General features: G+C 68.0%; 11 protein-coding genes. 2 read left to right on the top strand and 9 right to left on the bottom strand.

Features of this window, described 5'->3' with window-relative positions:
* Window positions 1-180: 180 nt before the first annotated feature.
* Window positions 181-1,758, bottom strand: coding sequence for a serine hydrolase (locus HR086_RS36265; protein ID WP_174467904.1), 1,578 nt, complete (start codon window positions 1,756-1,758; stop codon window positions 181-183).
* Window positions 1,759-2,025: 267 nt separating this feature from the next.
* Between HR086_RS36265 and HR086_RS36260 the strand changes: the two genes are divergently transcribed.
* Entirely contained in the window at window positions 2,026-4,245 is a 2,220-nt protein-coding gene (locus tag HR086_RS36260) for a phosphodiester glycosidase family protein (protein WP_174467903.1), read from the top strand.
* 123 nt (window positions 4,246-4,368) lie between these two features.
* Window positions 4,369-4,989, top strand: coding sequence for a hypothetical protein (locus HR086_RS36255; protein WP_174467902.1), 621 nt, complete (start codon window positions 4,369-4,371; stop codon window positions 4,987-4,989).
* A gap of 12 nt (window positions 4,990-5,001) precedes the next feature.
* Here the strand turns inward: HR086_RS36255 and HR086_RS36250 are convergent, their stop codons facing one another.
* The 8 genes from HR086_RS36250 to HR086_RS36215 form a co-directional block, all read right to left on the bottom strand.
* A complete protein-coding gene (locus HR086_RS36250) occupies window positions 5,002-6,999 on the bottom strand; it encodes a serine/threonine-protein kinase (RefSeq protein ID WP_174467901.1) in 1,998 nt (665 codons plus the stop codon).
* Between the two features lie 135 nt (window positions 7,000-7,134).
* The gene (locus tag HR086_RS36245; RefSeq protein ID WP_174460470.1) at window positions 7,135-7,890 is read right to left on the bottom strand and encodes a DUF5953 family protein; all 756 of its coding nucleotides are present in this window, start codon (window positions 7,888-7,890) and stop codon (window positions 7,135-7,137) included.
* Window positions 7,887-8,435, bottom strand: coding sequence for a DUF6310 domain-containing protein (locus HR086_RS49840; RefSeq protein WP_373564401.1), 549 nt, complete (start codon window positions 8,433-8,435; stop codon window positions 7,887-7,889). Before HR086_RS49840 ends, HR086_RS36245 begins: the two co-directional genes overlap by 4 nt.
* A 747-nt stretch (window positions 8,436-9,182) precedes the next feature.
* Window positions 9,183-9,995: an exopolysaccharide biosynthesis glycosyltransferase EpsA gene (epsA, locus tag HR086_RS36235; protein WP_141642493.1), complete on the bottom strand. Its 813-nt coding sequence runs from the start codon at window positions 9,993-9,995 to the stop codon at window positions 9,183-9,185.
* Entirely contained in the window at window positions 9,992-12,367 is a 2,376-nt protein-coding gene (gene epsB / locus HR086_RS36230) for a GH44 family glycoside hydrolase EpsB (RefSeq protein WP_254626601.1), read from the bottom strand. The genes epsA and epsB overlap by 4 nt, the downstream gene beginning before the upstream one ends.
* Before the next feature lie 36 nt (window positions 12,368-12,403).
* Entirely contained in the window at window positions 12,404-12,958 is a 555-nt protein-coding gene (epsC, locus tag HR086_RS36225; RefSeq protein ID WP_254624167.1) for a serine O-acetyltransferase EpsC, read from the bottom strand.
* A 5-nt stretch (window positions 12,959-12,963) separates the two neighbouring features.
* Window positions 12,964-13,992, bottom strand: a complete 1,029-nt coding sequence (gene epsD / locus HR086_RS36220; protein WP_141642495.1) for an exopolysaccharide biosynthesis glycosyltransferase EpsD — start codon at window positions 13,990-13,992, stop codon at window positions 12,964-12,966.
* On the bottom strand, window positions 13,989-14,373 hold a 385-nt coding region (locus HR086_RS36215; RefSeq protein WP_174467899.1), incomplete at its 5' end, for a hypothetical protein. The genes HR086_RS36215 and epsD, both read right to left, overlap by 4 nt.

Raw genomic sequence — 14,373 nt, 5'->3', positions numbered from 1 at the left:
GGGTCTGGGTCTTCTGGACGGTGGCGCTCATGGCGTACTCCCTCTTGGTTTCACCGCGTCTGCCGCGGTGTGCGTTGCTGACAAGAGGAACAGTAGAGACCTGGGCGTCCGCGAAAAATGGGGCGCCAGGCAGAGGACTGTTTCCACGCGGGAAACAATCCTCCCCCCGGGGGAGACCCGCTACTTCGAGGCCGCGCCGAGCTTCTCCAGCATCATCACGGCGTTGTTGTTCTTGGGGTCCAACTCCAGCGACTTCTTGTAGCGGAAGATGGCCTCGTCCTTCCGCCCGGCCTCGGCGTAGCCCTCACCCAGGCTGTCGTGGGCGTTGGAGTCCTGCGGGTAGAGCTCGACGTTGGCCTCGAACATCTTCACGGCGTCGGGGACCTTGCCCGAGCGCAGGAGCGAGTAGGCGATGTCGTTGAGGACGGCGGGGGACAGTTGCTTGTCCTCGGGTGTGGCGGCGCTCTTGCGGGCCTTGAACCAGGTGATGGCGGCATCGGCGCCCTTCAATCGCGTCAGCAGGTCCACCGTGGTGAAGGCATTGTCGGGAGCGAGCGTGTAGCCCTTCCAGCCGTACTCGGCCATGACGCTCGCGATGATGGGCTCGAAGAGGCGCGAGCCCGCATCCGAGTTGGTCATGATGGCCACGCCGCTGCCCGACTCGAAGGCCATGAGGAAGCAGCGGTAGCCCTCGTTCGAGCCGCCATGGCCGAACCAGTCCTGGTCCGAAGGACGCTCGAAGCCGATGCCGAACCTCTCCGATTGGCGGGTGAGCATCTGCTTCGCCATCGCCTGGGACACCACGCGGCGGGACTGCCCCTTCGTCGCCTTGGACATCTCCAGCGCGACGCGGGCGAGGTCCGACGGCGTCGTCCACAGTCCGGCGGGGGCCATCTCCGGGTAGACATGCCAGCGGCCCTCGACGCTCTTGCCCCCGGAGTAGGTGCCGCTGGCCGCCATGGACGCCAGGTGCTTGGGCAGCGGCTGCTCGTAGGTGCTGTGCTTCATGCCGAGCGGCGCGAGCACGGTCTCCTTCATGATTTGGGGGAAGGGCTTCTTGAGCTGATCCACCAGCATCTGCTGGACGATGGTGGTGCCTCCGCCGCTGTAGCGCGTCAGCGTGCCGGGCACGGTGTCCACGCGCACGGCGGACGTGTTCGCGGGCTTCTCGCCATCGAGCACCTGCTGGGTCGTGGGCACGGGCCCGGTGACCGAGTAGCCGGGGAAGCCGCTCACCGTCGTCCCCGCGCTGTGCGAGAGCAGCCGGCGCAGCGTCACCTTCTGCTCCTTGGTGAACTCGTTGTCGGGCAGCTTCCAGGAGACGAGCGTGTCGTTGATGTCCGCGTCGAGCGACCACTTGCGCTTCTCCGCGTGGTGCATCGCGGCGAGCGCCGCCACGGGCTTGCTGATGGACGCGGCCTGGAAGAGCGTGTCGACGGTGACGGCGTCGGTGCCGCCCACCTGCTTCACGCCATAGCCCTTGGCCCAGATGAGCGAGCCCTGGTCGAACACGGCGATGCTCACGCCAGGGATGCCATACAGCTCCATCCACTGAGGCAGCGAGAGCTGACGTGGCGCCTCGCCAGGGAGGGTTACCGCGGGCAGGCCCTGCTCCACGCGAGCGATGCGGGCGGCCTCGGTGGGCCGGGCCAGCCACTGCGTCGCGGGCTTGCGGGTGTCCGCGGCGGTGAGGAGGCCCAGGGCCGTGAGGCCCGAGAGGGCCACGGTGAGGAGGCGGGACGAAGGTCTTGGGTTCATGGAAGGGGTTCCTGGAGGGACTCGCGTGAAATGCCGCGTCACACGAACCCTACGCGGTTCCCCCGGGTCGCTTGCGCTCGTCTGCTCATGAGGCGTGTCACGACCCCGTGGAAACCCCCGAGCGGACACCCACCAATGTCCTGCGGCAACCCCTGGAGGTGTCGAGCGGGGAACAGACGCGCTGGGTTCAGCGTGCGCTGGGAAACCCCGAAATCACCGAATCGAAAATGAGGAGACGGGCTTCGACTTTCCGGAAGGAAGTGACGCATGGGGGGCACGGCAGCGATTCGAGGTGGCTCACCGACGACGTCGTCGACGGGGACCGCCGAGGCGGATGCGGCCCGGCGTGCGGAAGAGGCTCGGCGTCGCGCGGAGGCGGCGAGGAAGGCGGCGGAGGCCGCGCGTCGTGCCGCCGAGGAGTCGCGTCGTGCCGCGGAGGCCGCGCGTCGCGCGCAGGAGAAGGCGCGAGCGGAGGCGGCGAAGGCGAAGTCCCAGGCCGAGGCGCCTGGGCAGACTCCGACAGAGGCCAAGGCTTCCAGGAAGGAGGCCGTGGAGGCGCAGCGGGCGGAGAAGCTCGCCGCGCAGCGGACGACTCGGGCCGAGGAGGCGCAGCGGGCCGCGGAGGAGCATGCCGCGCGCTCCGCCCAGCGTGCGCAGGGCGCGATGCGTGAGGCGAACACGCAGGCCAGTGTCCAGGGCCTGCCGCCTCCGTATGACGCGCAGCGCCTCTCGGGCGCCACGTCCAATCCAGTGCGGAGCAGTGTGTCGAGCTTCGAGGACGCCTCTCGCAACGTGCTGCGCGACAAACTGCTGGGCCATGTGCCTGCGCCCCCGGGGAGCTCGGAGGCGTCGTCGCTGCTCACGGAGGACGCGAAGGACGGCAAGGTCAACTGCCTGGATACGGCGGCGGACTGGGTGGACAAGGCGTCGCCGGAGCTGCTCGCGCGCTCGGAGATGGTCTTCCTGAAGGACCAGCGGCCGGGGACGGAGGGCCAGACGGGGCACGTGGTGGTGCGCCAGGGCGAGCAGGTGTTGGACCCGACGACGAACAAGTCGTACGAGTCGTTGGACGCGTACAAGAAGGCGCAGCCGCAATACACGGAGGCGGGGACGGTGTCGGCGACGGATGCGAAGCGCATCTTCGACACGCCGCCCGGTTCACCCGAGCGCGCCACGGAGTTGGACAAGGCGAAGCTGTCTCCCGAACTCCAGTCGATGATGGTCGCGGACGTGAGCACGCCGGAGAAGGAGGCGTGGGACCGCTACGACGCGCACGTGAAGAAGGGCCTGGACTTGAGGGACGTTCCAGGGGGCCTGCGCCAGGAGCTTCGCGCCGAACACACCGCGACGACGCAGCGGTTGAAGGACGAGGCGAACAAGTCGTCTGTTGACCGACTGCGGCAGGAGTTGAGCGCCACGCCGGAGGGCCAGAAGGCGCTCGCGGACCTGGATGCGCGCGGTGTCCAGGTGAACGTGGTGGACGACGCGTCCTATCCGGAGCTACCCGGCGAGAAGACGGACGGCTACGCGTTGCCGGGCAACGGGGACATCACGATGCGCCGCTCGGCGGCCACGTCGGACGTGTTGCTGCGCGAGGCCCAGAACTCGGCGCGGACGCAGGAGCTGAAGCTTCCGACGACGGAGGCGGACGGGAAGCGGCTGTCCGCGGCGGTGACGGAGCGCATCAACGCGAATCCAAGACAGCCGGTGGAGTTCGAGGCCGATGGCCTCCACGTGGTGGCGATGAAGAACGCCACGCCATCCGTTGTCGAGCATGGGGGCAGCATCGTCGACAACGTGCTTGGGAGCTGGGCGAGGCCGGAGGCGGCGAAGCCCTTCTCCAAGCTGGCGCAGGAGGAGGGGCGCCAGCCAGGCAGCGACACCATCATCAACACCAGCTTCTATGACGTCCCTTTCTCCGGGAGCAGTCCGGTGGGGAAGGTGATTGAGAACGGGAAGGTGCTGGGGGGTGAGTCGTCACCGGACCGGTTCTATGCGGCGTGGACGTCGAGTGGCCTGAAGTTCGGGCAGGGAGATCCGCCGGCGGATTCGAAGGTGGCGTTTGGTGGGGCGGTGCCGCTCATCATCAACAACACGCCGTATGGCGACGGGAATCAGTACAAGCCCGGGACGTCCCCGGCGGCGCCGCTCACGGGAGACCCGGGGGCGTATGCGTCCGACCTGACGCAGCGGAACAACGAGGGCTTCAAGGACCAGAACGAGCGGGGTGCGAACAGTGGAAAGGTCGTCGTCGGTTACGACCGGGACACGGGCACCACGTATGTCGTCGCGCAGGACGACGGGTCGAAGCCGGGCAAGACGCTCGCGGAGATTCGCGACTCGCTGGTGAAGCTGGGGGTGGATGACGCGGTGTCGTTCGACGGCTCGGACTCGGCCACGCTGGTTCGGGATGACCAGGTAAAGGTGGACCCTGGTGGCGTGAAGGACAGGACCATCCCCTACGGGCTCAAGCTGAGCCTGCCGTGACGTGGGGGACGGGGGCCCGGATGTGTGTCGGGCCCCGGAAAAGTAATTCCCGATGTAACCGTGTGGGCGCTTCTGGCGAAGAAGGGGTGTCTGTCCCTCATCGCACTTGGAAGGAAGTGACCCGTGAATTCGCTGACCAAGGTGGATGGCCGTTCGACGATGCGCCAGCAGGGCCCGAAGGCGGATGACGCGCAGCGCGCGGATGATGCACGCAAGAAGGCGGAGGCGGAGGTTCGGGCGGCGAAGGCGGCGAAGGAGGCGGAGAAGAACGCGCGCAAGCAGGCCGAGGCCGCGGAGAAGGCGCTCGACGAGGCTTCGAAGACGCGGGTGGAGGCGGAGATGAAGGCGAATGCTCCGGGGCAGACGCCGAAGCAGCAGGAGGCCTCGGCGAAGGCGCTCGCGGAGGCGCAGGCGGACGAGCAGACCGCCCTGGTGAAGTTGGCCAACGCGCAGAAGAAGCTCGAGTCCGCTTCCGCGAAGGCGTCCGAGTCCACGCGTCGCGCGGATGAGGCGAAGAAGAAGGCGAACGACGCGGCGGAGCGGGCGGGGCAGCCTCGGCCATTTGGCAAGGAGCAGCCCAAGGCCAACGAGAAGTCGCAGTCGACCTTCGAGGACGGGCAGCGCCAGCCGGACATGGAGAAGATGATGGGCCGGACGCAGTCCGCGAACAGCATGGAGCCGGCATTCTCCTCGGACATGCCGATGATGAAGCCCTCGGAGATGATGCAGTCGATGAGCGTCTGAGCGCGGCTCCGCTCACTTCGGCGTGGCGTGGTCCAGGACTTCCTTCCAGGCATCGAGCGCGCGGTGGATGTCCATGCGCTCGGTGGCGGTCGTCTCCTTCATCGCGAGGTCATGGATGCGGACGAGCGACTCCTCGATGACCCGGGGGTACTCATGCTTGGACGCGCGCTCCAGGTACATCGCCTTGAACTGGACGAAGCGCCGCGCCAGCCGGTCATCGCTGGGCGTCAGGGCTGGAGTCGTGAGCATCGCCAGCACGTGAGGGCCCGGCGCGCGCAGGGGCACCACGGAAGGAGGCGGTGGCGTGGGCTCGGGATGCGTGTCCGCCGACGAGGGCGGCGCGGTGGCGACCTTGGGGGCCTGGAGCGCGCGCAGGTGCTGCGTCAGCGTGGAGATTGACGCGCTGACCTGTGTGCTCTCGGCCCGGGTCGTCGCCTTGAGTGCGCGTGCGTGGAGGTGCTTGAGCTCCTTCTCGAACTCCTCCGAAGGGGCGCGGCCCGAGGTCTGCTTCAAGTAGCGCTCCTCGAGGTTGTAGACGCGCTGGACCAGCTTGGGGTCCGGGGGCGCCTTCTCGCCGCGTGGCAGGAAGGCCGCTGGGTGCCTCGGCGTGGGTCGCGATGGCTGCTGCTTGGGGTCGGTCGCGGCCTTGTGGACGGCCGGGGTGGCCGTGGAGGCGTCCGCGTCGGAGACAGCGGGCGTGGATGCAGCCTCGTGCGCCGCCGAGTTGGAGGGCTGTGTGCTTCCCTCGGAGCCGGGCTCGGGGAGGTTTGGAGTCGCGCCTTTCGTTGGGAGCGCCGGGTCGTTGACCGCGAGAGGTTGCGCGGAGGCTTCTTGCGTGGGCGGCGGCGGAGCAGGAGCGGGCGCGCGCTCCGGAGGATTCTGATGGGGCGCCTCCGCCGGGCTGACGGTGGTCGGGACGGGTGTTGTCCCCGCGCGTCCGGGCCCCCAGGGAGAGAGCAGGAAGGTTGCCGTCGCGACGCTGGAGAGGAGCGCGGCGCCGGCGGCCAGCCAGACACGTCCGCGTCGTGTCGTGGGGTGGGGGAGCTTCACCTGGGACCAGGTGGATTTCGTCCCACCTTCACGGCCGATGGGTTGAACGGTCGCGGTCGTTCCGGGGCCGAACGGAGGGACGACGGTGGGCGGAATCCGCTTCAGCGCCTGTTGCACGGCCTCGGCGGACTCGGGGCGCAGGGCCGGGTCCTTGGCGAGCAGATGAAGGACGAGGGTGTCGAACTCGGGCGCGATGCCGGGGACGAGTGAGGAGGGGAGTGGGGGTGGTTGCTCGACGTGAGCGAAGAGGACCTGGAGCTGTTCGCCCTTGAAGGGGCGTTCGCCGGTCAGCATCTGGAAGGCCATGATGCCGACGGCATAGAGGTCGGTCGCGGAAGTGACGGTGGTTCCGCGAATCTGCTCGGGGGCCATGTACTCGGGCGTTCCGAGGATGGTGCCGTCCACGGTGGTGGGGCCGTCGTGGCTGCGCACCAGCTTGGCGATGCCGAAGTCGACGAGCCTGACGGCGCGCGAGCCGTCGAGCATCTCCGCGAGGAACACGTTGCCGGGCTTCATGTCCCGGTGCACCACGCCCGCCTTGTGAGCGGCTCCGAGCGCCGAGAGAATCTGGTCGAGAATCCAGGCGGTGGTGTTGGGGTCCAGGCGTCCGAGTTGCTTGAGGGATTCGGAGAGGGACTGGCCGCGCAGCAGCTCCATGATGATGTAGGGCCGCGAGTCGGGCAGGCGTCCGAACCCGAAGATGTCGATGATGCCCGGGTGGCGGATGGAATTGACGGCGCGTGCCTCGATGAGCAGACGTTCCACCTGTTGCTGGGTGACGTGCTCGGCGCGGAGGACCTTGATGGCGACTTGTTTGCCAATCAGGGGGTGGACGGCGCGATAGACGACGCCCATGCCTCCCTCGCCGATGCGCTCCTCGATGATGAAGTCATTGACCTGGGTCGAAATCAGCGAGTCTTTGACCCGTGGACTTCGTTCCCCCCTCGTTGTCTCTCTCACGGTCATCGGTCTTGCCACGGAGCCTAGTGCCGGCGTGTGAGGCCACTCAAAACGTGGTGCGAGGTGTTGGCCCTGACAATGTCAGATGTTGGCCATCTGAGGGGAGAGGTGTCTGCTGAGGCCCGCGCTGAGGCGTCAAGGCGTTGAGCGACCGCCGATCTTCGGGAAGCGCTCGTAGGCCCGTAAGAGCGCGTCCAGGTGGGCGGGGTTGTCGAGCTCGAGCGGCGCTTCGGTGAGCGGCACAATCCATCCACCCGTTGCCGTGCGCCGCGCCCGTGAGAGCAGGTCCGTGTCGCGGGCAGGGTCGGGGAACCCGATGGCTTCCGCGGCAGCATCCGACCAGTAGTTCAGCCAGCCGAGGTAATAGGGAATCTCAGGCGAGCGGATGTGCTCGAAGAGCTTCAGGGCGGGCAGCCCCCTGCGTGGGGACGGCGGCCCTTCCAGCGTGGGTGCTGTCTGATACGCAATGTCCAGCGCGGCGCTGTCCGGCGTCGCATGCCCCCAGAACGCGCGTGCGCCTTCCGCCATGCCCTCCAGCAGCTCCGCCGCTGCCGTGATGATGGCCGCATCCAGTGGCAACTTCGCATGGACTTGGAGCTGTTGCTGGCCGCCAGGGCTTGCGCTCGCGGAGCGTCGCATCCCAGAAATGGTTACTGGGTAGCTCTCTTCGCCGTTGCATAGCAGTGGGAACTTTCCGCGTGTTGCCGCCTCAGCGAGCCAGGCCTCGCGTTGTGGTAGCTCGATGGGGCGCCCTCCTTTGCTCACTTCCCACTCCAGGCGCAAACCGGGCAGCGCCCGTTCCATGCCACGGACGACAGCGAGTGTGCGGCCGTCGTGCTCCGCGAGTGTAGGCGCGTAGACGGTCATATCGAGGCGCTTTCGCGTGGTCATCGTTTGCATCCCGTGACGACGATTCTGAGGCTGGAGTCCTGTCGCAGCAGCGCATCTTTGTGCGCGGCACTACTCACCCCAACGACGAAGCTATATCCACAGGCCGCTGCGATGTCGCGGTCCTCCTGGAACTCTTCCAACTGATCTTCGACGACCCGATCCCGGAGGAAGTCACTGTACGTGTCAAACTGATGGGTCTTGATCTCCCACAGCACACGCGCGCCGACTTGAAGCGCATCAAAGCGCTTGCCGCCAACGAGCACGTCATTGCCGGGATAGCGGTTGGGCGGAAACGTGTCGGCGCACTCGTTATGCGGAGCATCCTCGCCCGCGTGCGGCACCGGGACGGGCCTGCACTCCGGATGGCGTTCTCGGTCCAGTGGATCGGTCGGCGCCGGGGGGAACCAGTCCTGCCCTGCTGGCTCGGGCTTTCGGTGCGTCAAACGCTCCTGCTCATGGGATGGCCGCGTTTGGGTCTCGGGCTGCGCACCCTCACGAGATGCCCTCCGATATGCATCCAACTCTTCTTTGATGGCGACGGCCACCACGACTGCTCCAGCGACAATCACGGCTCCAACGACTATCTCGGGTGCTATCAGAATGCAGACTCCTAAACCCAAGGTCGCGGCCCCCGCGGAGGCGACAGAGCATCTTCCCGTGACATCGCGAAACTGGACCCGCTGATGGTCGAGCGCCTGATAGCACCTCTCCACAAGCACGGCCCATTCGTTGGATGCCTCCCGCACCACGCAGCGCCCGCCATCCGCCCACGGCAGCGTCGCTGCTCTCTGGAGGTTGGCGACCCTTGGGTTCAAGGGCACTTGCTCCCTTGGGCTCGGTGCCGACGTAGCGCACGCCGAGAGGAAGAGCAGAAGCGTGGCGCAGGCGCGGAGTCGCATGGGCGCGTCCTTTCAGTCGAGCCAGCGAGCCGCGGGTCAGAGTCGGCCTGCTCCGGAGTATGCCACGACGATGTGCGGTGAAGACGCCTGGGCCGTGCCAGCGCGGCTGCTCCGGCGCGACGGGGCTCGGTGGGGAACGCCGTAAAGAATGGCGTCAGGCAGACTGAAGGTCGGGTCGGGCCCAACCCTGAGCTATCCCCTCGTTTGAAGGTTCTCCTCGGAGAACCCATGGGCAGCCGAGCGAGCTTTGAGGGGAAGTCGATTCGCGCGCACCACTTGCTCCGCCTGGAGGCTCTTGGTGGTGAGTCAGTGCTGCAGCGGCTTCACGGCCTCGTTGACCTTCGGGGGATGTGCGAGGCCGCGCTCGTCGCCACCTGGGCAGGCGTGGGGTGGCTACTCCGACTTCCCACCCGTCCGCTGCCAGAACTCACGCACCAGAATCGTCGCGAAGCGCGAGTCATTCAGGATGTACCGGCGCCACAGGCGCTTGGGTTCATTGACCAGACGGTAGAGCCACTCGAAGCCCGCCTTGGAAATCCACTGCGGCGCGCGCTTGGCCGTACCCGCGATGAAGTCGAACCCCGCCCCGATGCCAATCGCCACGGTGGGCCCCAGCTTCCCGGCCACCTGCGAAATCCACACCTCCTGCTTTGGACTCCCCAACGCCACGAAGAGCAGGTGCGGATCCGCCTCCCGAATCTTCGCCACAATCGGGTCGTTCTGCGCATCCCCCCCATCCGTCTTCACCATCGGCGAGTCCCACCCCACCACCTCCACGCCGTACGTATCCTTCACCTGCTTCGCCACCTTCGCCGCCACGCCAGGGCCCGCGCCGAGCAGGAACACCCGCCACTTGCGCTCCGCCCCCAGCTTCATCAACGGGAGAATCAAATCCGAGCCGGCGATGCGCTCGGGCAACGTCACGTCCATCGCCTTCGATGCCCAGACAATCGGCATCCCATCCACCACCGAAATCGTGGCGCGCGAGTACGCCTCGCGGAACTGCACGTTGTCCTCCGCCAGCACCACGTGGTCCACGTTGGCGGTGAAGACGTAGCCGCCCTGGTGCAAATCAACCAGGCGCCCAATCTGCTGCACGGCGTCCTCGAACGTCAGCTGGTCGATGGCCAACTGGCCAATGTGCAGGCGCGGGCGGCCCGTGGTGAACGGCGTCGGCTTCGGAGTCTCGGGGGTCGCGGCACTCATGGCTTCTTCACCGTCAAATCAAGCACTGTCATCGAGTAGGGCGGCAGCCGCTGCGTCAGCGTCCCCGCCGTCTTGCTTCCAGCCGTCTGCTCCAGGAACCCACCCGGCGCGCCCGAATACCCGAGCACGCGCGCACCCTCGAGCGTCCCACAACCCTTCAACTCGACCCGAGCCTGCGCGGCCTGGTCCGGGTCGAAATTCAACACCACCGCCACCAGCTTCGTCCCCGACTCGTCTCGCGAGGCGAACACGCTGGTGCCCTCCTCCGCCTTCGCCGGCACCCAGTAGTCCTGGAAGTGCCCACCGCGCCCGTCGAAGTCCCTGAACGCTCGAAACGCCCAGAACACCGGGCTGCCATTCGTGGGGTACTGCCAGAAGTACGCGGAGTAGATGTTCTCCTGCGCGAAGCGACCCAGCGCCTCGGCCTGCGCCAGTCCGCCGCTCATGTGGCCGAACGCGCCGAAGTTGTACTCGCCGATGGAGATGCTCCGGCCCGGGTAGTTCTGCGCAATCCACTCCTTGAGGCGCGGCAACAGGCGCACGGGCTCTGCAATCCAGGACTCGTCCTTGTACGTCGGGTCCCACAGGCCTCGCGTCGAGCGGATGCGGCGCGCGTTCGTCTCCGGGTCCGTGTTCCCCTCGAGCCCCACGCCGACGTTCGTCTGCGGGTAGAAGTGAACGTCCACCACGTCGAGGATGCGCACGCCCGTCTTCTTCTCGTGCTCGCGAAGCTGCCGCAGGTACCACGGCAACAGCGGCACATCCCCGTGCGCGCGGCGGTCCGAGTGCGGCGCCTTGCCCGGCGCGAAGTCCGCCGCCGACCAGAGGTAGTTCGTCCAGCCCCACTCGGCCGGGCCCGCGATGAGCGCCTCCGGGTCCGCCTTCCGCACCGCGGTGCCGTACGCAATCGTCCGGGACAACAGCCCGTCGTATGTGAGCGGCTCCGGGAAGACATCCCGATGCGTCGAGTTCCAGAGCATGGGCTCGTTGTCCAGGATGTACATCCGGACGTTGCGCTCGCCACCGCGCGCGAGGTCCCGCTCGCGGATGGTGCGGACCCACTCGGCGACGAACTCGGGCGAGGCCTCGGTGCTCGTCTGGGACGGCGCGCCTGGCTTGAGCGGTGTGCCATCGCGCGTGACGCCGTTGCCGGAGCCGTTGTCCTCGCCGCGCTGCGGACCGAACTTCGACACCGGGAAGCCCACCGACGTCGTGTCCTTCGCCACCCAGCCAATCAGAGGCACCGTGACGGCGGACATCATGCCGTGCTTCCGGTTGGAGGCGATGAAGTCCTCGTAGCTCAGGCCGATGTCCACGTTCTGGAAGAACCAGTCGTTGGCCGTGTTCCACGCGCCGCCCAGCTTCCAGTTGTAGCGGGACGTGGGGTTGCCGCCCCAGCGGCGCGTCGTCGCGCCCATGCGGTACTGGTGCTGGTCCTTCTTCTCGCGCAGGCCATCCATGGCGATGCCGTAGATGAGCGGGCTGATGCGATGGCCGGGCGCGGTGCAGTCGATGGTCAGCTTCGTCTCGCGCCCGCTGCCCTTGCCGGTGCGTCCCCCGCCCGCGGCGAGCGCGGCGGCGACCTCGGGAGGCAGCGGCACCAGCGACACCTTGTCGAAGAGCACCCAGTCGCGCCCCACGTCCTTGGACGCGCGCAGCACCACGCGGTCGAACGCCTCTCCGCGCGGGTTGAGCAGCTCCATGGGGATGAGGATTTCAGACCACTCGCCGTCCTTGCGGACCTGGAGCTCGGAGGTAATCGGGATGCGCGGGAAGGAGGTGGAGCCCTGCGCGTCCAGCCGTACTTCGAGGAACTCGCCGTAGGACTCGGGCGCGCTCAGGCGCAGGGACAGCGCGCCGAATGAACCCTCCAGCTTCGGGCGGTACAGAATCCAGCCGCCGTAGTTGAACAGGCGCATGCGCGCCGGAGCACCCCGAGGCAGCTCACGCGGCGCCCAGCCAATGTCCTTCCATCCGGTGCCCAGGCCCCCGTCGTAGAGCGCCTCCAGCGTGGCGGAGGACGAGGTCGCACCGGAAGCCGCCGTGGTGCCGGACGCGTTCTTCACCTCTCCGGAGGTCTCCGTGGTGCCGGACGCGTTCTTCGCTTCGCCGGACGCCTTCTCCGCCGAAGCCCCGGCTGTGTTCTTCGCCTCGCCGGAAGCCGCCGTGGTACCAGAAGCGTTCCTCGCCTCGCCGGACGCCTTCTTCGCCTTGCCCGCTGCCTTGGGTGACGCGCTGGCCACGGGCCCGGCGCCGGTGCCGTCCTGGGCCTGGAGTCCCTGGGCCACCGCCATCGTGCCGCCGACGACGAGCGCGCACGTCAACACGGCCGCGCCGGCCTTCCTCCGCGAACCCTTCACGCCGTCCTCCATGAACTCATCTCCCCCGGGCTCGCCGTGAGGCGGGCCTCACAGCACCACGTCGTCGGTGTCCTTGCGTGGGAAGACGCGGGCGGGAATGCCCACGGCCACGCTGTCCGGCGGAACGTCCTGGAGCACCACGGCATTCGCGCCAATCCGCGAGCGCGCGCCAATGCGCACCGGCCCGAGGATGCGCGCCCCGGCCCCAATCCACACATCGTCCTCGATGGTCGGGTAGCCGTTGTCCTTGGCGGTGCCCACGGTGTTGTTGCCGTAGAAGCGCACCCGGTCGCCGATGCGCGCGTCGCCGCCAATCACGATGCCCAGGCTGTGCACGAAGTACACGCCCTTGCCCAGCGTGACGTCCTTGCCAATCTCAATCCCCATCACCGCCGTCTGCGCCACGCGCAGCACGTGGTTGACCAGGGGGATGTGGTAGTCGAGCGCGGCCTCGCGGGCGCGGTTCAGCGCGGTGATGCGGTACGAGTCACTGGTGAGCACCATCTTCGCGATGGACTTCGCGCCGGTGTCGCCGTTGGCGGCCTTCGCCAGCTCCAGTGCATCGGAGACCAGCGCGCCGAGCATCGAGCGCTTCGACTTCATGATGTTCATCGTCTCCCCCCGCCCTGGAGGTAACGCGCGACCTCGCGGGCAATGCCAGTCCATCCACCCGCCTCGTTGCGAGCGCCCCGCAGGTACTCCATGCCGTACACCACGGAGGTGCCCGCGAAGGCCGCCTTCTCCAGCCCCAGCTTGTCCGCCGCCTTCGCCGCGCGCATCACCGCGCCCGTCAAAAGGCGCGTGGCCTCCGGGGCCACCACGGTCGCCGCGAGCAGCGGGCGCGCCAGCGGGTTCGTCTCGAACAGGAGCCGCCACGGATTCACGCCGCGCACGTCCGGGTGCTTGCGCGCCACCTGCGTGTCGAACATGCCGTAGCGGTGCGCGCGCTTGAGCCAGCGCTCGAAGGACACGTGGTCACTGCCGTGCAACACATACGCGTCGCTGGCGAAGACGAAGGAGCAGCCGGCCTTCTCCAGCCGCACGCCCAGTTCCACGTCCTCGGACTGGCCCAGCGACTTGTCGAAGCCGCCCACGCCCACGTAGTCCTCGCGATGGAAGGACACGTTGCCGGTGTACAGGTGGTTGCCGTGCGCGCGGGCGCCGGGGACGGAGAGCTCCTCCGCCATGCGGTGGTTGAGGTACGCGTACCAGCGCTCGAACAGCGGCATGTCGCCAATGGACGGGTCCGGCCGGATGCGGCCGAGCACCACGTGCCGCGAGCCCGCGGGGTGGTGGTCCAGGTGCCGCTCCAGGAAGTCGTTCGCCACCTGCATGTCGTCGTCGGTGACGAGCACGACTTCACCCCGCGCGGCCAGCACGCCCCGGTGTCGCGCGGCCGCGGCGCCCGCGTTGGCTTGCACCTCCACGCGCAGGGCATAGGGCAGCTTCGCGGTGAGGGCGAGCAGTGGCTCCTTCACCGGCTCCTTGGAGCCGTCATCCACGACCACGACCTCGAACCGCTCGGGCGCGAGCGTCTGGGTGGCGAACTGCTCCAGCAGTCGGGAGATGAGGGGGAGCCGGTTGTAGGTGGCGACGACGACGCTGAGGCGGAGCGACGGGGCGTCAGGAGACGTCATGGCTTCTTCTTCCTGGACGACGAGGCCCGGCCCTTCTTCTTCGGCCGGGGGAAGGTGACGCTGCCCACGAAGCGCTCCGCGCCGATGAAGTCCATCGTCTTGCGAGCCGAGCCGAAGTCGGTCTCCCCCAGGGTGACGCACAGGAGGACGCCGTCGGCGGCGAGCGCCAGGGGGAGGCTTGCGGGACGGGTGAGGACGGAGTCGATGACGGCCACGACGCGCTCACCCCGGGCGACGCGCTCGCGCAGCTCCAACACGCGGCGGGGCGCCTCCGCGGGGGAGATGCTGGTGACGTCTTCCAGGTGGATCTTCTGCGTGGCCGCGTACGGGGCGCCGGCCTCCAGGATGGCGGTGGCGGCCTCCAGCGCGGGGGCGCCCGGG

Origin of the sequence: Myxococcus sp. CA039A (genome assembly GCF_013336645.1) — a bacterium.
Lineage (GTDB): Bacteria > Myxococcota > Myxococcia > Myxococcales > Myxococcaceae > Myxococcus > Myxococcus llanfairpwllgwyngyllgogerychwyrndrobwllllantysiliogogogochensis.
Note: the sequence above shows the minus strand (reverse complement) of the source record. Positions and strands in the feature narration are given on the sequence as shown.